General features: G+C 47.5%; 16 protein-coding genes and 1 other RNA gene. 9 read left to right on the top strand and 8 right to left on the bottom strand.

All coding sequences use genetic code 11. The annotated features are described in order from the left end of the window. Nucleotide 1: 1 nt before the first annotated feature. The 7 genes from NSMM_RS14275 to NSMM_RS14245 form a co-directional block, all read right to left on the bottom strand. Nucleotides 2–1,684 (bottom strand): O-linked N-acetylglucosamine transferase, SPINDLY family protein, encoded by a 1,683-nt coding sequence (locus NSMM_RS14275; RefSeq protein WP_090288594.1) that lies wholly within the window; start codon nucleotides 1,682–1,684, stop codon nucleotides 2–4. 22 nt (nucleotides 1,685–1,706) lie between these two features. After that, the gene (locus tag NSMM_RS14270; RefSeq protein WP_090288489.1) at nucleotides 1,707–2,804 is read right to left on the bottom strand and encodes a DegT/DnrJ/EryC1/StrS family aminotransferase; all 1,098 of its coding nucleotides are present in this window, start codon (nucleotides 2,802–2,804) and stop codon (nucleotides 1,707–1,709) included. A gap of 12 nt (nucleotides 2,805–2,816) precedes the next feature. Then, a complete protein-coding gene (locus tag NSMM_RS14265) occupies nucleotides 2,817–3,347 on the bottom strand; it encodes a sugar 3,4-ketoisomerase (protein WP_245654830.1) in 531 nt (176 codons plus the stop codon). A gap of 22 nt (nucleotides 3,348–3,369) precedes the next feature. Continuing rightward, a complete protein-coding gene (locus NSMM_RS14260) occupies nucleotides 3,370–4,830 on the bottom strand; it encodes an NAD(P)-binding protein (protein WP_090288487.1) in 1,461 nt (486 codons plus the stop codon). Beyond that, nucleotides 4,827–5,591, bottom strand: coding sequence for a class I SAM-dependent methyltransferase (locus tag NSMM_RS14255; protein WP_176753992.1), 765 nt, complete (start codon nucleotides 5,589–5,591; stop codon nucleotides 4,827–4,829). Before NSMM_RS14255 ends, NSMM_RS14260 begins: the two co-directional genes overlap by 4 nt. A 2-nt stretch (nucleotides 5,592–5,593) precedes the next feature. Beyond that, nucleotides 5,594–6,391: a GNAT family N-acetyltransferase gene (locus tag NSMM_RS14250; protein ID WP_218121149.1), complete on the bottom strand. Its 798-nt coding sequence runs from the start codon at nucleotides 6,389–6,391 to the stop codon at nucleotides 5,594–5,596. A gap of 155 nt (nucleotides 6,392–6,546) precedes the next feature. Continuing rightward, the gene (locus NSMM_RS14245; RefSeq protein ID WP_090288481.1) at nucleotides 6,547–11,610 is read right to left on the bottom strand and encodes an O-linked N-acetylglucosamine transferase family protein; all 5,064 of its coding nucleotides are present in this window, start codon (nucleotides 11,608–11,610) and stop codon (nucleotides 6,547–6,549) included. Between the two features lie 225 nt (nucleotides 11,611–11,835). Here NSMM_RS14245 and ffs point away from each other — a divergent pair. The 4 genes from ffs (at nucleotide 11,836) to rluB (ending at nucleotide 14,863) form a co-directional block, all read left to right on the top strand. Beyond that, nucleotides 11,836–11,933, top strand: an RNA gene (ffs, locus tag NSMM_RS14240) — signal recognition particle sRNA small type. Between the two features lie 125 nt (nucleotides 11,934–12,058). Continuing rightward, entirely contained in the window at nucleotides 12,059–13,645 is a 1,587-nt protein-coding gene (gene dnaX / locus NSMM_RS14235; protein WP_090288479.1) for a DNA polymerase III subunit gamma/tau, read from the top strand. Between the two features lie 15 nt (nucleotides 13,646–13,660). Next, nucleotides 13,661–13,984 (top strand): YbaB/EbfC family nucleoid-associated protein, encoded by a 324-nt coding sequence (locus tag NSMM_RS14230; RefSeq protein WP_245654837.1) that lies wholly within the window; start codon nucleotides 13,661–13,663, stop codon nucleotides 13,982–13,984. Between the two features lie 36 nt (nucleotides 13,985–14,020). After that, nucleotides 14,021–14,863 carry a 23S rRNA pseudouridine(2605) synthase RluB gene (gene rluB / locus NSMM_RS14225; RefSeq protein ID WP_090288474.1) on the top strand — a complete coding sequence of 281 codons (843 nt, stop codon included), beginning with the start codon at nucleotides 14,021–14,023 and terminating at the stop codon, nucleotides 14,861–14,863. A 29-nt stretch (nucleotides 14,864–14,892) separates the two neighbouring features. Here rluB and prmB read toward each other — a convergent pair whose 3' ends face one another. Continuing rightward, nucleotides 14,893–15,837, bottom strand: coding sequence for a 50S ribosomal protein L3 N(5)-glutamine methyltransferase (gene prmB / locus NSMM_RS14220; protein WP_245654829.1), 945 nt, complete (start codon nucleotides 15,835–15,837; stop codon nucleotides 14,893–14,895). Between the two features lie 58 nt (nucleotides 15,838–15,895). Here prmB and tadA point away from each other — a divergent pair, with 58 nt between their 5' ends. The 5 genes from tadA to NSMM_RS14195 all read left to right on the top strand — a co-directional run bounded on the left by tadA (nucleotide 15,896) and on the right by NSMM_RS14195 (nucleotide 19,754). After that, nucleotides 15,896–16,411, top strand: a complete 516-nt coding sequence (gene tadA / locus NSMM_RS14215; RefSeq protein WP_090288472.1) for a tRNA adenosine(34) deaminase TadA — start codon at nucleotides 15,896–15,898, stop codon at nucleotides 16,409–16,411. Further along, on the top strand, nucleotides 16,362–16,844 hold the full coding sequence (locus tag NSMM_RS14210) for a L,D-transpeptidase (RefSeq protein WP_090288470.1): 483 nt from the start codon (nucleotides 16,362–16,364) through the stop codon (nucleotides 16,842–16,844). The genes tadA and NSMM_RS14210 overlap by 50 nt, the downstream gene beginning before the upstream one ends. Nucleotides 16,845–16,870: 26 nt before the next feature. Beyond that, on the top strand, nucleotides 16,871–18,478 hold the full coding sequence (locus NSMM_RS14205; protein WP_090288468.1) for an NAD-dependent malic enzyme: 1,608 nt from the start codon (nucleotides 16,871–16,873) through the stop codon (nucleotides 18,476–18,478). A 188-nt stretch (nucleotides 18,479–18,666) separates the two neighbouring features. Further along, nucleotides 18,667–18,867, top strand: a complete 201-nt coding sequence (locus tag NSMM_RS14200) for a hypothetical protein (protein ID WP_090288466.1) — start codon at nucleotides 18,667–18,669, stop codon at nucleotides 18,865–18,867. Between the two features lie 20 nt (nucleotides 18,868–18,887). Beyond that, complete coding sequence (locus NSMM_RS14195) at nucleotides 18,888–19,754, top strand: glycosyltransferase family protein (RefSeq protein WP_218121148.1); 867 nt, start codon at nucleotides 18,888–18,890, stop codon at nucleotides 19,752–19,754. Nucleotides 19,755–19,948: the final 194 nt, after the last annotated feature.

Raw genomic sequence — 19,948 nt, 5'->3', positions numbered from 1 at the left:
CTTAATGATTGATCATGACGGATTTAGCCTGCTTATCTGCACACCAGCGCTTCCATATGATTCTGAATGCGGATTTTAAAGCGCCAGCACTTTGTGCTGACTGCGTTAGTAATGAAGCTTTGAAGCGTTGTCTGAGCTGCTGCCTTACATCGTTCAACAAAATCAAATGTTTTGTGAAATAACATGCCTGTCTGACATAGGACTCGGCATCATTCACCACAAAATCACCCAGAGCCACATGCCGCATGATCGCTGCCGCTCCCCGGCTGATCATGCGATCGCCCGCTATACATAATGTCGGCACCCCCATCCATGCTGCATGACAGGTGGTCGTCACGCCACTGGCTGGCATGGTATCCAGACAGATATCGACGCGATGATGCAATGCCAGGTAGTCTTGCAAAGAAGCCTTGGGCATCATGATGAAACGATCCATATTGATGCCTTGCTGTTTAAACCAGTCAAATATAATGCGGTGATTGTTGCTTTGCAAATCCCCAATCAGTAACAGTTTGGCCGTTGGTATCTGTTTTAGAATGGCGCTCCACAAGCAGACCGTACTTTGTGTGATTTTATTGATGCGGTTAAAACAGGCAAACATTATGTGTCCATTGTTGAGCGCAGGCAGCGTATTCACATCTGGCGCATTATCTTCCGGCAGAAACGGGGCATTCACCGGAAGCCGTATCAATTTTTCGCTGAATTGGTTATCCAAAAAATCAGGAGGGTTCAGATAGACGTCGCCGATGTAATAGTCCATGGCAGTCAAACCGGTGGTGGCCAGATATCCAAGCCAGCTTACCTGGATGGGAGCAGGCTTGAGTGCGAACATGGTTAGGCGATTACCGGAGGTGTGTCCATCCAGATCCAGCAGGATGTCTATTTGATCCTGCCGGATGATATCTGCCAGCTCCAGATCGTTTAACCGGTCGATTGTCCGCCAGCATTTGAAATGAGTTTTCAATCTTGCCGTGGTGTCGTCCTCTATTGTTGATGCGGCATAGGCATGCAAACTGAGCTCTGCTGATTGCGCCAGAAAGGGAAGCACTGGTTCAAAGAAGTTACTCAGTGAATGCTCTCTGAACGCTGCAGAGACAAAACCTATATTCAACGCTCGCCCTGGCACTCGTGAATTGGCATGTTTTTTCCAACGCGATTTAACCGGGGCTTCATAAAACTCGGCAAACTTGCGGTGCATATCCCATAAGGTATCGCCATCTGCTGTGTCATTGTGGCTTAAACAGAACAACAAATTACTGAAGCAGCTCGCGTAAGATGGGTCAAGCTGTAATACCCGTGTAAAATAAGCAATCCCTTGCTGTACATCACCGAGATCTTTTCTGACGATTCCAAGATTATTGATTGCGGCAACATAATCCGGTTTTAGCCGAATAGCCTGCTCGAACGCCTCTGCAGCACCATGCAGATCGCTCTGAGATTTGAGCACCAGACCATAATAGCAATGCTCTTTCGGGTCCTGCATATTCAATTGCAAGGCTCGATAGGCAGCTTCCCGTGCATCCTTTTTCTGCACCATATAGGTGTCACTCAAGATTTTCCAGCCAATGAGCCAGTCTGGGAAATAGTTTAGCAGGGCATGTAATTGCGTCTCAAGTTCATGATATTGTTTTGACATAAACAATTGAATGAGCGCTTCCACCTGCTGATCAGCAGGTGGAGCCATCACCATGAAGTCCTGTGAAGCCTTAGCCACCGAAATACCGACGTACTGCGGTTATGATCTTTTCAACGCTGTCTGTCGCCAGATGCGGGCTAATGGGCAAGCTGAGAACTTCTTTTGCATAGCGTGTTGCCACTGGTAAAGCAATACGAACATTCAAATCAGCATAGGCCTGCTGCAAATGGGGGGGGACGGGATAATGAATCAAGGTTTCGATACCCGCCCTTGTCAACTTCGTCTGTAAATCATCGCGTTTCGGGGTTCTCACGACATACTGATGCCAGACGGCAGACACATGCTGAGGTACATCGATCAAATCCAAAGGTAAACCTGCAAAAGCGGCTTGATACCGCTGTGCGATTTCCTGACGCCGCATATTCCATTGATCCAGGTATTTCAGTTTCACCGACAGCACAGCGGCCTGTATCGGATCGAGGCGACTGTTGATACCTCGCTCCAGATTGTAGTATTTCACCTCGGAACCATAATTGGCCAGCATACGGATGCGTTGCGCCAAGTCATCATTATTTGTAGTGACAGCACCGCCGTCACCCAAAGCACCCAGGTTTTTTCCAGGATAGAAACTCCACACAACGGCGTCACCGTGTGAGCCGATCTTTCGGCCATTGACGGTTGCGCCATGGACCTGTGCCGCATCTTCAATCACATATAAATTATGTTGCCTGGCAAGCGAACAGATTCCTTCGATATCGACAGGTATCCCGTATAAATGGACGGGCATGATGGCTCTAGTACGGCTTGTGATATGGGGTGCAATGTCAAAGGAATCGAGCACATAACGCCCTGAAGCTGGCTCGACAGGTACCAGTGTTGCGCCAACCGCACTGACTGCCAGCCAAGTGGCAATATAAGTATGCGAAGGCACAATTACCTCATCGTTTGTTCCGATATCTAACGCTCGTAAGGCCAGAATCAACGCATCAAGGCCATTGCCTGCACCAACACAATTTTTTGCCCCAACATAGCTTGCATAAAGCGCTTCAAAATTTTTTACCTCTGCACCACCAATATACTGACCAGATCGGCTGGCGCGCAATACCGCCTCGTCCAGCTCACTGGCCAGCACATGATAGGCTGCTTTCAGATCTAAAAATGGAATCATAAACTGACCTGCCTAGGCTGCCGCCCAGCGCGCACGCATGAAATCCTCATACTTGCGATAATAATCTTCTTCACTGTACTTATTGGAGGCCAGACACATCAGCACAGAACCCGAGGAAAAATTATCAATTTCGCGCCAGATCATCGGACAAACATATAGGCCATAGTATGAGCGCGCCAAATGAAACTTGCGCTTGTTCTGGCCATCATCCAGGGTAATATCAAAACTGCCGGACATCGCCACAATAAACTGGTGCAAGCCTTTGTGTGCGTGACCTCCCCGCTCCGCTCCACCCGGAACGTCGTACACGTAGTACACGCGCTGAATTTCAAAGGGAATTTGCGAATTGTTTTCCACAAAGGTTAAATTGCCCTGTGGGTCATTGATTTTAGGCAACTCAATCAGTTTACAATCTTCTAATGGCATAAACGCTCCGTCTGATTTTGCTTTGCTCGATTGACTTTGGTTAACGTAAAAGCATTTCACTTTTGCATCGTCCCATATGCCAGATTGCACGTTTTCTCCGATGAAAATAGATTTCACCTGCCAAATCCGGCTTTTACTCTTATGCTGTCGCCGCAAAAGCTTCGTCAGTAAAATCTACCGGCAATACATGTTGCTGGGTAGCAGCATAGTGCAAGCCTTGTACTACCTGGTCATTCAACGAAGTTGCAAAAAAACCACTTGACATTGCCAATAAAGCAACATCTGGATAATGCTGAATGATGGTACGATGGTTTTGCTCCCAAGCATCACGCGCTTGCTTATCCGGCACCAGGAAGCCGCCCGGAACGCGTTTGATTTGCGCAATCTCAGGAACTGCATCTGCGGTGATGAGTCGCATCTGCGCTAATTCAACCAATAACTTTTCGATAATGAACTTGTCATCCGTAGAGTCACCGTACAAGCGACGAAAGTAATCAGCATTAAACTCGGCAGCAATATTCATAAAATCACCACGATCATCAGCACATGCGGATTGATTGGTAATGCGGTACAAACTGTAATTCAAATCCACGATATTCAGGAAAGTATATACATGACGGATATCCGACTTTCTGATACGGAAGAAAGCAATCGCAATGGCCGATTTGGTTTCCTGTACCGTTATCGGTTGTAGCCCAAGACATTTGAGCAATTGCATTGGTTGATACGTCCACACCAGATCAGTCGCAAGTAATTTAGATTCGGTACAGCATACTTGCCACCCCTCTTCTGTTTTTTTGACTTGTTGCACCGCTTGTGTCACATAACGAATATTAGGATGCACCAGTATTTCTGTTTTTACCTTGCCGACCAATGATCCCACGCCACCTCGTTTTGGATAATGAAATACGGTGGGCGATAAACGACAAGGTTTACCTTGATAGCTTTCCAATAAGGTTTCTGGATAAAACAACGGTAACCACGCCACACGATGGTAGCGCGCCAGTATACGGTCCGCGCTCACACCCTGTGATTTCAGCAAATAAGAGGCTATCAGTCTTTCATGCATGGTTTTGCCGTGGTTAGCGACGGAAGCAGTGGCGTAATCCATGATTTCATAAGCGTCTCCTTTCGCTTTCTGCCTTGCATGGGTGGCAGCATTAGCTTGGAATTGTTGCAACTCCGCAATACAATCCCGTGCAAATGGTAACTGACCAAAACTATGGTAGGCGTTACTGAGCAACACATCGTCATAAACCGCGTCATCCACCATCATCTTGGGCATCTCAATCTGGTGTAATGGGGTATATTTCTGTACCCATTCATGTACGATTTTCAAGAATCGACCAACATCATTGCGCAATGTTGGGTCATAGCTTGCAAGCTCAGACCACTTGGCTTGGTTCAAATACCCATCCAACTCAAACTTCACTAGGCCAGCGTCAAACATCACACCATCAATCTGCAAACCTGCGAAATAACCTCCCAATGGACCTCCGGGGTTTATCAGCGTGACTTGTTTGCCCTGCTTTGCCAGTTCCAATGCGGCAATCATGCCAGCCAATGCATTCCCTACAATAACAGTGTGGTGTGTAGTCATGGTAAAAACTCCTTTCGTTGAAGATTAATGTAGATTTCTGATCCATGTTCAGGGAAGTGCTTAGTCAAAGACCATAAACCATCCAGCATGGCTTGCGTGGCAAACCCTGTTTGCATCAGTGTGTGCATTTGTGCGTGACTGAAAGGCTTCACAAAAAAAGAGCCTTCCGACATGACATCAAAACCTGTTAATACGGCTAAAGCTTTTAAGCTTTGCAAATCAAAAATACGTGGCTGTTTAAAGGTTTTTTGTAATCCTGACGGGACACATAGACTATTGATCAAACCCATTTCTAACGCCAATAAGCGATGTAGGGATTTTGCGTTAGGCACATTCACATGAATCAACGTATGGTCAGAACAAAGGGCTCTAGCACTTAATAACAAAGCTTCAGCATCGGGTACTTCATGCAACAAACTACTCAACAAAATCAGGTCGTAATTATCTTTCAATACGTCTATGGCATTTTCTAAAAATTCCCGCACCACCTTTACATTGCTATTGTGAGCCACATCATTTTTAGCTTTTTCGGCAAATTTACTGCCCGGCTCGACAATACATAGGTGCTCGAACCCCTGCCAGGCATTGGCGATGGTGTCCCAGCCACAGCCAACTTCCAGAATACGTTTGGGTTGACGCTGTTCCAATAATTCCAGCAACAAACGTTTGCGATACCGGGCCTGCATCTCCTCAAAACTACTGGCAGAGTACGCACTCTGATACGCTTCAATTTCCTGCTGTCTTGTCGTCGGATTACTCATACTCACGCAAACTCCAGTTCCAGCCATTGCAAAATGGTGGTTCTGCCACCGAACATCTCTTTTTGTGCAGCCAGTCCTTCGTTGAGTGATAAACCGTGGTTGTAGGTTGAAGCACCAAAATTGAAATAAGGTTTATGCACAAATACTTCTGAAATCAGGTGCTCTAATAACATATCGAGCGCACCTGTTTCACGCGCATCATCATTTAGCCCAATATATTGGGTGTGTGCCACCTGGTCATAGTCATAAACCACGACACCAGCAACGGGTCGTTTTGCAAGATATGCAAGATATAATTGAATTTGCGGAAAACGTGATGCCAGAAATTGCATCTCTTCCAGACTGTGCGTAGGTTTAGCTGCATACTTGTCGGCCAAGTTTTGTGTCAGTATTTTCCAGAAACTGACGTAATCATCACTTTTTTGCACACTGACCCCTGCCTTCCTGGCTCTGCCAGTAGCATACTTTCTGCCCTTTGCAAGCGGTAAGCGTGTTGCTTGTCTTATCGTGGTGGATACATCTACGCGAATCGTTTTCGCCCCCAGGCAATACAACGCATACAAATCTTCTTCACAGAAAATGCGATGATAAATATGAGGGATGGGTTTGTAGATTAGTTTGCGGACCCCGGAAGATACCAACCAATCTCTGAGCTGCTCAAAGATGATCTTGACATCCGCAGCACCTGTTTTATCGGCAAGTATCAAGCCACCAAATGTCAATCCAGCATGGGATACGACAGCATTACCATCACGATTGGCTGGTAGCACTGCAACCAGTCGACCGTTTTTTTCTATCATCAGGGAACAGTCACTGAAACGGTTTGCGTGATAATCCATGTAACATCGGTTCAGCAAAAATGTTCCATTTCTACTAACCGCAACCATGTTGTTCCACAGCATTCTCTGTTGTTGATAAGGAACAATTTTCATATACCTGATTGCATCATCCGTCCTTATTGACCGAGTACACGCAATGTTTCTTGCAATTTTTTAACTGTACAATTTGAGGCATAAAATGCTTTGGCTGCATTTGAATAATATGCATGATTCACCATCACCTTCCATAACCCTTCACGAAGGGACTCGATATTCGACCAATACACCGTATCAGAATTATGACCACCTATATTCAGGTGCCGCGGTCTATTCTCCTGGTTGTAAGCTAACAACGCATAGCCAACACCTTGCGCCTCAATAGCAGATTTAGCACCAATTATTGGCGCTGATCCGATGTAAATATGTGCATCTATTTCCAACAATGCTTGCCATAAGGAAGCAACGTTACCTTTATAAATAAATTGATGTGGATTACAGCCAGCACTCTCTATTGCCTGAGAAATATGTGCTAATTGCTCATCAGGAATATCACCGAAATGATAATGCCGACCATCAGTTACTTTGAGGGACTCAATAATGATGTCCGGCAAACTCAACGGGCCAGTCATTGAAAACTTTCCAAAAGAACCTGCCGTGACTGTCGAGTAACCTTGGACCGGATATTCGAATAATTTCTGACCTTGATCTGTCGCAGTTGTTGGCAGAAGTTGCGTATCGACTTGTAGATCCTCATAACAAAGTTTTGCCCTTTCCTCAAATAAATCAACGTGCCGTAAATGCTTTATATGACTGCCCAAAGCGGGATTATGGTCTGCATGGTGTATGAAATAATAGTTCACATCCAAGTTTTTCTGGCAGGCAGCTATCGCCACGCTATCATCATGATGTGACAGTAAAAATACGTTCTTCGCATAACTATTGATCAGTTTGGCTATTCTGAGCGCATTATTAATATAGTTATCTGTCGGTAAAATGAATATTGGGCATTGGCTGAACTGTGATGCTACTTTGGTAAACATATTGTTTCGTGCAAAGCGATTATAGATATCCGTGATAATTACAATCGGATTTTCAACCGTCTCAACAATTTCTTTAATAACTTTAGTGTGACCCCCAAAGTCATACATCTCGGTTGCAATAACTACATTGGCGGATTTGTTAGAGCGTGGCACGATATCTTTTATCTCCAGATCAAGCTCCTGTAAAATCTGATCAAAATACGGTATGTAAATTTTATGCCCAACAAAATCTGACATTAATTTGATACTGGCAGTGACTTTAAAAATCAGTGCCAATATTTCATCCTTAAGACCCGCACACTCAAATTTTGAAATTATCCCTTCAAACGACGCTGCATCTACATGTGGCGAGATCGGTTGGCCAGTTTGTATACTCATCTGAATATCGTCCATATTACACTTGAGCATTTGCTCAAAAGCGCGAGCAAGTTCATTGTTAGACTCAGAATACCGAATATCCGCCACATTCAATGCTTGCTCTTTTTTCGTAAATTCTGCTGTGAGCTTTTCAGCGGTCTCAGCTGTCAGCCCACTCTGTAATCCGCGTTTAATTGCAGAATGTCCTTCATCAATTCTGCCCGCCATCATCAAGGCATCGATATAGCTCACCCAGAACTGTTCAACACCCGGTTTTGCCATCACCGCCACTTCGAAACGTGGCAATGCAGTTTCAGCACCCAAGGTATGGGCCTCTATGAAACCCAGTCTATGATTCACTTCCGGGTGCCGAGGCCGATGTTCCAAGATAACGTGGTATAAGCGCGCTGCCGCGACGATCTCGCCTTGCTGTTCATACGCATGTGCTTGCTCATACATTGCATCGAAATCGTCTGCTTCATCCCATTTCTCGAGATATTGTTGGTATTTTTTCTGCCAGGCAGGAGTACCAAATGCGCCACCACTTTGATGGGTTAACTGAATAGGCCAGGTGCCCAATCTCAAACCAGCATTTCTGGCGGTTCTGCAAAAATCAAGGTCGTAAAAATGGAAATCGAACTGTGGATCAAAGGTGACTTGCCTGGCAATCAAGGTTTGTTTCCTGGCTGCCAGGAACAAGCCATCTATCAGTTCGCACTCTGCTGGCACGTCACCATATTCGGAGACTTTTCCGTAAGCAGATTGGCCATGCGCAACTTTACCGCTCAAATTGTCATGCGTATCACAAGTAAACTGAGTATCGAGAAAACACCATGCAGGCTGTCTGGGCAGTCTGCGTTTATTACCAGCTACACCGATAACATCGAATTTATCCAGGCCATTTAAAATTGCCTGGGCTATATCCGCCTCATCCAGCCAAACGTCATCATGCACGAATACCAGAACGGCATCGTCTTCTGCCTGTGCAATGGCGGCATTGAACACTTCGGATAAACCAAGCGTGTTTTCATATGCCACATTAATTTTGAATTTTGCGCCTTGTGTCAGATGACGGGCAAGGGACTGCCCCAATGCCGACTGCTGCCAGAAATCTTGTTCGCTCATGCGCGTAGCGCTCACGATTTCAATAGCCGTTGCTACGTTTCGCTGATTTCCATTTTGGGCAGGGTTTTGTGCATCCGTGGAGGATTGCGTATCCTTAACAAATTTTTTTGCAAGAATCGTACATTTTTCCTGCCACATTTCCTGCAAAGCAGTCTCAAAATGACGGGCAAATCTCGCACCATCGAATAAAGGTGATGTTTTTAGACGCGCTCTTAAGTCAGATCTCAATGCGGCAAGTCCAGTCAAATCTGTACTGAGCGAGATCGCTTTTTCTACATATTCCGCCTGGTTCATGGCAACCCAGTCGGGCAAGCCAGCTGCCGTCATCAGGCTTGCGCCCTGTCTTGCGATCATGGTGTTGCCAATCAGGGTCAGGGTCGGCACGCCCATCCATAATGCATCACACGTGGTCGTGCCACCGGTAAACGGAAAACTGTCCAGGTTCATGTCGACTTCTGCATAGGAAACAAAGTAAGCCTCGCGCGATGCCTGCCCCAGCAGTCTGATGCGTTCGATTTCAACACCATTTTTCTGCAGGCGCCTTTTTACTTCGGCAATAATGGCTTCATCGATGAACGATTTACATTGCCAGCGCAATCGTGCATTGGGGATTGCCTGCATCACCCGGCCCCACAATTGCATCACCGTATCGCCCACCTTGGCCAGCTGCTGATAGCAGCCGAACGTTACAAATCCATTTCTCATCGCGGGCAATGGCGCGACCTCAGCTGCAATCTCAGGCTCACTGAAGCACAGGCGTGTGTTTGGCAGGTATCTTATTTTTTCGGTAAATTGTGTCTGGCATGATGGGGGTAAGCTTATTTCATCTGTCAGACAATAGTCGATTTCTGCCACGCCGGTAGTCGACCAGTAACCGAGCCAGGTGGCCTGCACGGGCGCTGGTTGCCACGCAAAAATTGACAATCTGTTGCCGGCCGTATGGCCAGACAGATCCAGCAAAACATGAATACCATCGGCATGGATCATCTCCGCAGTGGATTGGTCATTCTGTCCAGCCAGCGATTTCCATTCCGCAAAATAGGGTCTTAATTCTCCGCTAACAGAATCGACACGCCCATCCGTCAAGTAGGCAACGAGCGTAATTTTCGAGGAATTAATGTGTTGGATTACATTTTTAAGAAAATACGCAACCGGGTGCTGGCGTAAATCACCTGAAACCACGCCAACACGTAAACGTTTATCTTTAGGACTGACCAGCCAGGTGTTAAATTTTTGATCTGCCTTTTGTGAAACAATGCATCCGAATTCGCGAGCAAATTTCAGCTGAAATTCTGGGCAATATTGTTCAGAACAGGTGGTTGAATATAATAAATTACTATAGGCACCCAGACGCTCCGGAGCTAGCATCATGCCCTGTTTGGCCGCTTCAATTGCCTTTTCAACCAACCCCTGATCAAGGTACACGTTACCCAGATTCAAATACGCATTGGCATGGCCATCATCCAGCTTGGTTGCCTTTCTCAAGACTGCTTCAGCCTCGCTTGACTTACCGACCATCCTTAACGTCACACTATAATTTGACAGCATGCCGGGATTATCAGGTTGCAGAGCCAGAGCCTCTTCAAAAGCCTCCTGTGATTCTTCACCCAGCTTCCTGGCTTGCAAGATCAGGCCCAGATTATTCCAGACGTCACTGCGGGTGGTATCCAGTGCCAATGCCTGTCTACAATAGGTTTCCGCTTCGACATAACGATATTGACTGAGTAACAACGCAGCCATGCTGCTCAAGGTTTCCACGCTCGATGGCTGAATACTGAGTGCTTTCCTGTAACAGGCTTCTGCTTCTTTTGGCTTTTCCATATCCCTGTACAGCAGCCCCAGGTTATTGTGAGCTGCAACATAGCCCGCGTCCAGCTCTATGGCCCTTAAACATGCAGCTTCCGCTTCCTGCAAATGGCCTTGCTCACTTAATATGATGGCCAGGTGGCTATAAGCACCCGCATGCTGCGGATCGATTACCAACGCTTTACGGCAAGATTGCTCAGCCTGCCCCAGATCGCCCAGTGCTCTATGACTTAGCGCCAGATGCAGATATAAATCCACATCATTTACACCCATTTGAAGCGATTTTTGGTACGACTTGAGTCCCTCTTTGAATCGTTTCTGTGCATACTGACACTGACCCAAATGAAAATGGATCTTTGCGTGTCGCGGTTCGATTTTCAGCCCTTTTTTGAAACTTGCTTCTGCTGACGCAAACCGCTTCAGATCTTTCAATACATACGCCAGGTTAAAATGTGCCTTGGCCAAATCTGGCGCCAACCTGATTGATTTTTGATAGCTGGCTTTCGCAGCTTCCAAGTGATCGATATCACAATAAAAATTGGCCAGGTTATAGTGCACCTCGGCATCTTTTCGCATAAGTGTTACCGCTTTTTTAAGTGCTTCACCCGCTTTCGCCATATGCTGTTCGTGATGATAAATAACACCCAGCACTTTCCAGGCCATGCCGTGTTTGGGAAAGGTTTGCGTGAGATTGGTTGCCAGTGCTTTTGCCTCCGTCAATAACCCTTGATTGAAGTCATTGGTGAGCTGTTTGAGCGCTGCGGCATTTGGGCTATTCTTTTTTTTGTTTGATTGCACTGGTTTTTTGGCATGTGATACTGCAGGACTGTTTTTTTCTTGCTGATCCGAATGTTCCTGCTCTGTAATAATCATGCCGATTCCTGTTTGTTATCCAATGAATAAATGCGGGCTATATCACGCCTTACTATTATTAAAAAACTTATAGCTAAAGCACTGCTTGATAAAAGGGATAAAGCAGGCTTAATTTGATTGACCGGACTAATTGACTACCTCATATGTTTTATGAAAAACGAGGTCTCCAGTGCGCCAAGCCAATAACCCGACATATCAACAGTCACATGGAGTAAAATAGCGCTCGGCGGGCCTCCCCGCATTGTAAGGTAGTGAACCTGGTCAGATCCGGAAGGAAGCAGCCACAGCTATTTTTACAAGTGCCGGGGGTTTGGCTCGCCACTTATTGTTGACTGTCGTACTTGCAGCCACAGTCTTTTGTTTTTATGCTAAAAACCCTCCTGCTTGCTGACACGAAGTAACTATCATCCGGAACATTATCTGTATCCGATAAGCTCGACACAAAACCTTGGCTCATTCACTCGTTCTTGCCCGAAAATGGCGTCCTAAAACATTTACTGAGCTCGTTGGACAAGCGCATGTCGTGCGCGCATTGTCGAACGCCTTGACACAGAACCGGTTGCACCATGCCTATTTATTCACGGGCACTCGTGGCGTCGGTAAAACGACTATCGCGCGCATTCTGGCTAAGGCGCTGAATTGTGCTGATGGGGTAACTGCCACTCCTTGTGGGCACTGCGCCGCCTGCCAGGCGATCGATAGCGGTAACTTTGCCGACCTGATCGAACTGGATGCCGCCTCCAACACACAGGTAGATGCCATGCGCGACCTGATGGACAATCTGCAATATTCACCGGTATACGGGCGCTACAAGGTGTATTTGATCGATGAAGTGCACATGCTGTCCAAATCAGCCTTCAACGCCATGCTTAAAACGCTGGAAGAACCACCCGCACATGTCAAATTTATTCTAGCGACCACTGATCCGCAAAAAATTCCTGTGACTGTGCTATCCCGTTGCCTGCAATTCTGTCTCAAGCAAATTACAACTACCCTGATCATTGCGCGATTGACGGATATACTGGCTGCTGAGCAGATCAGGGCAGATCAAACAGCATTGAAACTGCTGGCACACGCAGCCAAGGGCAGTATGCGTGATGCTTTAAGTCTGTTGGATCAGGCGATTGCCTTTTGCAATAATTGCGTGGAAGAAGCCGGTACCCGAGCCATGCTGGGCGTAGTCAATCAGGATTATCTGTTCGCTTTGCTGCAAGGATTGGTTCAGAAAGATGGTATCAAGCTGCTTGCCATCACCGATGAGCTCGAAGCTACAGGCGTATCCTTTGATTCTGTACTGCAGGATCTAGCTGCCTGGTTGCATCAGATTGCGCTGGCACAAACCGTGCCGCAGGCAATCGATGAAGCCCTTCCGCAATGCGACCAGCTGTTTGCACTGGCGGGCCAGTTTAGCCGCGAGGATGTTCAGCTTTTTTACCAGATCGCGCTGCATGGTCGGCAGGATCTAGGCCTGGCACCTGATGAATACAGCGGTTTCAGCATGACGTTGTTGCGAATGCTGGCTTTTTTACCCGATATGGGCGAAAAAACTGAACGAGTAGCGGAAAATACTGGCAAGTATTGCAAAACTCTCGTGCTGTGTGCAGATCAGCAGATACCCAGTAAGCCACAGACCACACAGACCATATCGCTTACACCCAACGAAGCCTGGTTGACGCTTGTCAAACAACTTAAATTGACGGGCATGACACGAATGCTGGCACAATACTGCGAAGCCAGTACATTCTCACCTGACAAGATAACGCTGTGCCTTGCACCGGAGCACCGGCATCTGCTGGAGAAAACCTACCAGGAGAAGCTGAAGGGGCAGCTGGAAGCACATTTTGGCAATTCCGTTGAGCTGGCCATCTCATTGGCAAGTATTAGCGGCGATACTCTCGCGACCCGCCAGGAAAATGAGAAGCGTACCAGACAGGCTGAGGCAACCAATGCCATAGAATCAGAGCCCTTTGTGCAGGAACTGATCGAGATGTTTGACGGCACTTTGGATGTGACTTCAATAAAACCAAACCCTTAATGGAGATTAAGCATGATGAAAGGAAATCTGGCCAATTTAATGAAACAGGCCCAGCAAATGCAGGAAAACATGAAAACCATGCAGGAAAAACTGGCAACAATCGAAGTGGAAGGGCAATCTGGCGCCGGGATGGTAAAAGTTATCATGACCTGTCGCCACGACGTCAAGCGTATCAGTATTGACAGTAGCTTGATAAGTGACGATAAGGAAATGCTGGAGGATTTGATTGCTGCGGCTGTCAACGATGCTGTGCGCCGCGTGGAATCAACCACACAGGAGCATATGGCAAGCATGACGGGTGGACTTGGTTTGCCACCTGGCATGAAGCTCCCTTTCTAACAACCACCTCCATTGCTAAATCAAGGAATTCAACCTATGCCGGATTATCGATTATCTGGGCAAAAAACTCGGCACAAGCGTGCAATTCCTCCTGGGCGAAAATCTTCCGCCCCTACATCAGAGCCTGGTGAGAGCATCCGTCTACAAAAATTGCTGGCACAACACGGGATTGGTTCGCGACGCGACATGGAAGCGATAATCGCTGCTGGCAGAACCAGTATCAATGGCATGATTGCGAAACTGGGAGATCGAGTTGCTCCTGGCGATGTGGTACGTATCGATAACAAGATTATCCGGCTAAGGCAGCACAACCGTTTGCCACGCATCATGCTTTATCACAAACCCGAAGGTGAAATCGTCAGTCTTGATGATCCTGAAGGGCGTCCCTCGGTATTTGACAAATTGCCGCAAATGAAAACTTCCAAGTGGATTGCCGTTGGCCGACTGGATTTCAATACCAGTGGATTACTGATCTTCACGACAGACGGCACACTGGCCAATCGTTTGATGCATCCCCGGTTCGAGATGGCGCGTGAATATGCGGTCCGGATTGTTGGCGAACTTACCCCTGAGCAAATAGTCCGTTTAAAGGATGGGGTTGAGTTGGCGGATGGTCTCGCAAAATTTGAACAACTACGGGATGAAGGCGGGATTGGCACCAATCACTGGTACCGAGTCGTGTTGAAGGAAGGCAGAAACCGTGAGGTACGACGCATGTTCGAGGTAATAGGATTGACGGTCAGCCGCCTGATGCGAGTGAGATTTGGTCCGATCGATTTACCGCCGCGACTGAAACGCGGTATGTTACTGGAACTGGACGATATCGAAGTCGAACGGCTATTGAAACTGGTTGATTTACCCAAACCACAATCGACATAAGGGCACCTCTAAACTGACTATCAATCGCCCTATCCTGCCGGAAAATCGCCACGCTTGATCATCACCACAAACTGATCTCCGCCACTGGTTTCCAGCCAAGTACAGGGCAACTTTGGAAAGGTCTCTTCGAATGCGTCACGATTGTGACCTATTTCCAGTATCAATAGCCCGTGTTTTGTCAGATGACGCGCCGCATGACTGATGATGTTACGAATGACGTCCAGGCCATCAACTCCACCAGCCAGTGCGATTTCTGGCTCATGTAGATATTCCTCAGGCAGACTGGCCATGGATTCGGTTTTGACGTAAGGTGGATTGCTGATGATGAGGTCATAGCGCTTTCCATTCAGCTGCGCAAAGAGATTCGAGTAGACCAGGTTGACTCTGTTAGTCAAATCATAGTTGGCAACGTTTCTGTGCGCCACTTCCAGCGCAGGTAAAGAGATATCACAGGCATCCACTACTGCGTTCTCGAAAGCATGTGCCAGCAATATCGCCAGGCAGGCCGATCCGGTACAAAGATCCAGCGCCTGATAAATGTCATCCGGATCCGTTACCCACGGTGACAGGCCGGTCTGCAACAATTCGGCGATGAACGAGCGTGGAATAATGACTCGCTCATCCACATAAAAATTAAAATCGCCCAGCCACGCCTCATGCGTCAGATACGCTGCCGGTATTTTCTCGTGTACACGCCGCTCTATCAGATGCAGAATCCGGGTACGCTCCTGTCGGGTCAGGCGTGCATCCATAAATAACTCCATTTGATCAGGCACTAGACATAAGGCGTGCAAAATCAGATGCGAGGCTTCATCGTAAGCAGATGGCAAACCATGCCCCAAGAACAGATCGGACTGGTTGAAGTAACTGACAGAAAAGCGCAACAGGTCACGTACTGTGCACAACTCTGCTGCCGCTTGTTCAAGTGTATCATCGGGTACTGTTGGCTGAATCAAATTCATTTTAATCGTCATGGTTTTTTGTGGGGTAAATTTAGCACAATATAACAGGCAGGAAGGAACAAGCAAATCAATGACTGAAACAGTAGATCATTATTTCATGCGACAGGCACTCGCCCTTGCCGTCGCAGCCCAAGCACGGGATGAAATTCCGGTGGGTGCGGTCGTAACCTGGCAAGGTGAAATTATAGGCCATGGACATAACCACCCGTTGGCACTAGCCGATCCGACTGCCCACGCCGAGATCATAGCTTTGCGCAATGCCGCACTGCGGTTGAATAATTATCGTTTGCCAGGCTGCACCCTTTATGTGACACTGGAACCCTGCGTCATGTGTATCGGAGCAATCTTCCATGCCAGAATTGCGCGACTAGTTTACGCGGCCAATGACCCCAAAACAGGTGCCTGCGGCAGCATAATCAATCTACCGGCCGACACACGTCTCAACCATCACCTAGCAGTGGAACGTGGCATACTTGCAGATGAAGCAAGCCTCCTGCTGAAACAGTTTTTTATCTCCAGACGCAAACACCAAGCTCATGCACATCAAAATCAGCATTGCCCATCAGCAATTGACCCTATTCGATGAACAGGCCCAGCCAGCTAAGAAATATCTGATTTCATCAGCAAAAAAAGGGATCGGACAGGAGTATGGCAGTTTCTGTACTCCCTTGGGCATGCATATCATTCGCGCCAGGATCGGTGAGCATCAGCCCGTCAATACCGTATTTGTGCGGCGGCGGCCTACCGGTGAAATCTACACACCAGAACTCGCAGCGCGCTTTCTCGAACGTGACTGGATACTGACGCGCATTTTGTGGCTATCTGGTTGTGAACGGGGTTTCAATCGCCTCGGCAGTGTAGATACTATGCGGCGTTATATCTATATTCATGGCAGTCCGGATAGCGTCGAAATGGGCAAGCCTGGGTCGATTGGTTGTATCCGGATGCATAATCGCGATCTGCTCGATTTGTTCGCGAGGGTTCCAGTGCGCACGAAAGTTGAAATTCAAGCCGAATAACGATACCAATACAAAAAATATATACGATGAAACCAATTCTACAAAAATACGGAAAGGCACTTTTGGACGATCCTGTTCTGAACAAATCGACCGCCTTTACCCGCAAAGAACGTGAACAGCTGGGATTACGTGGACTGCTGCCCTATCAAGTGGCAGACATCAAACTGCAACAGCAAAGAGTACTCGAGAATCTACGCAAAAAACCCAGCAACATCGAAAAATACATTTTTCTAAACAGCCTGCTGGAGCGCAACCAGCGCCTGTTTTACCGAACACTGATCGATCATATCGAGGAAATAATGCCGCTTGTGTATACGCCCACAGTAGGCGAGGCATGCCGCGAATTTGCCCATATTTTCAGGAAACCACAGGGATTCTACATCACCCCGGATGATCGGGGAAAAATCGCTACTATCCTGGATAACTGGCCAGAAGACGATGTGCGCGTAATTGTCGTGACCGATGGCGAACGTATCCTTGGACTCGGTGATTTAGGCGCCAATGGCATGGGCATTGCTATTGGCAAGATTGCCTTGTATGTGGCCTGCGCCGGTATTGATCCCCGTTACTGTCTGCCAGTGATGCTCGATGTTGGCACAAATAACCAGCTGCTACGCGAAGACCCCCTATACCTGGGATATCCTCATCCCCGCCTGACTGGCGAGGCCTACTTGTCGTTAGTGGATGAATTCATTGCCGCAGTTCAGCAAAAATATCCATTGGCCCTAGTGCAGTTTGAAGATTTCAGCAGCGATCATGCGTTTATGCTACTTGACCGCTATCACGAGCAGTACCGATGTTTCAATGACGATATTCAGGGCACTGCCGCTGTCACCCTTGCTGGCATTCTCGCTGCCAGCCGTATCACGAACAAGCCCTTCACCGAACAGAAAATCATGCTGCTGGGAACGGGCTCTGCGGCAACCGGCACTGCCGAACTGATCCTGTTCGCCCTGATCGACAGCGGCATGCCAGCTGAGACGGCGAGATCGAAGTTGGCATTCGTTGACCGCAAAGGACTCGTGACTACTTACGGCGAACAGCTCAAGCCTCGTATCCAGCCATTTGCGCAACCTCAGCCACCAGCGAGTTTCGTAGAAGCAATTGCCCGCATTCGGCCGGATGTTCTCATCGGTGCAACCGGTACGGCAGGCGCATTCAGTGAGGCAGTCATCCGCACAATGGCTCAGCATCAGAAGCACCCGGTCATCATCGCACTCTCCAACCCTACTTCGCATACCGAATGTACTGCGGAACAGGCTTACCGCTGGAGTGAAGGACGTGCAATTTTCGCAAGCGGCAGCCCTTTCCCGCCAACGGCCATTAACGAACAGCACTTTCATCCGGCGCAGGGCAACAATGCCTACATTTTCCCGGGAATAGGCCTGGGAATATTGGCAAGCGGCGCTAGCCATATTACGGAGCGCATGTTTCTGACTGCTGCAAATACATTGGCACAAACAGTTTTGCCTGAAGAACTGGCATACGGCTCGATCTATCCCGATCTTACTCGTGTCCGCATGGTCTCCCAAGCGATTGCAGTTAGTGTCTGTCAAATCGCACAGAGTGAAGCACTCAGTACGATCGAATTACCCGGCAACCTGCAAGCACAGATGTACGAGCCTGGGTATTAAACAAGCAGGAAAGAGTTACTACGATGGCAGCAAATTCAGAGGTACCCGCATGTAATTTCTACGAGCTGCAGCTCGATAATACGATGAATACCTGGATGAATTATCGACGATGCGAGATTAAGAGCGGCGCTTGGCTATTTAAAGTTTAAGCGGGAACCACAGGTTCTCATTTTTGGTACAGGTATCTGGTGGTTGGAGATGCGCTTGATGCCGCTGAAGATTTGGGATGGAAAGTAGCACGGTTGCCCGCTCAGAAAAGAGGCAGTGGCAATAATCAGTTTACCGCCGAGTTACTAACGACACTTGTGACACAACAACCTGATTTTATGCTCACAATCAATGATATGAGATTTGATGAAGCAGGTGTTCTTGCATCATTGTTGGAATGATATGCCATTCCAACAGCATCGTGGTTTGTGGATCACCCCATGCCTATCTTGGGGGAGCCAACAAAAATGCAGCCTCAAATTTACAGCTGTTCTGCTTCGAGCGCACCGCATTCTCATGGCTTAGTAAAAATGGTTATGGCAATCCGGTCTTTTTGCCAACCGGGGCAAATGGTCGATTCTTTAATATAGGAAAAATTAATCCGGCACAGATTACGAAGTTTCGCTTTCCTCTTTCATTTGCGGGAAATTCCTGGTGGCTAAAGGCCCGAGTTGAGCCATCGAAGCAGGTGCGCAAGGCCGCAAAAGAGCTTTGGCACAAGCAAAAGATTACTCGTCTTACTCTTGTCGAATCATGTGAGAAGTTGCTTGAGAATGGAGACAGGAAGCTGTTTGCTGCCGCTCAGGTAGCGCTAGCCGAGGCATCCATGGATACTCGAAAACAATTCATTGATCGTTTTAGCAAGCTGAACGTGAAACTATTTGGCGACAAATACTGGGAGAAGGTCAGCCCCGGCGTAAAGGTATCTCCCTATCTCGACTATCATGCCGAGCTTCCTGCATTATTCGTAGGCAGTAACGTAAATCTGAATGTTACTGCCGAACACATGCCCACTGCCGTTAACCAGAGGGTTTGGGATGTTCCTGCCGTAGGTGGGTTCCTACTCACTGATACCCAGGAAGACGCGCTAAGTGTATTTATCGATGGTGAGAGCATGGCATTTTATACCTCTCTTGATGAAGCTGCCTCGAAAGCGAAATTCTATTTGTCCCATGCAGAAATCCGTGCCCGAATCTCCCAGAAAGGGGCCGCCATCATCCATCAATCCCACATCATGACCCACCGACTGCAGTATATGTACAACGTGATGAAAAAACGGTTCGGATAAACAACAATGTATAGTCGCAGAATAAAAAGAATTTAATGCTCGAGGGCAGAATAAGGTGCTCCGATTTCCTATGGTAATCTACTCTACTGTCTGAAATCTACTCTGACTCGACCGAATACAGCGCCAGCACGGATATTGCACTATAAATTCCGAAAAATACTATGAAACACGAATCATTATTTATACTTCGGAAC

This window comes from Nitrosomonas mobilis, assembly GCF_900103035.1.
GTDB classification, from domain to species: Bacteria; Pseudomonadota; Gammaproteobacteria; order Burkholderiales; family Nitrosomonadaceae; genus Nitrosomonas; species Nitrosomonas mobilis.
Note: the sequence above shows the minus strand (reverse complement) of the source record. Positions and strands in the feature narration are given on the sequence as shown.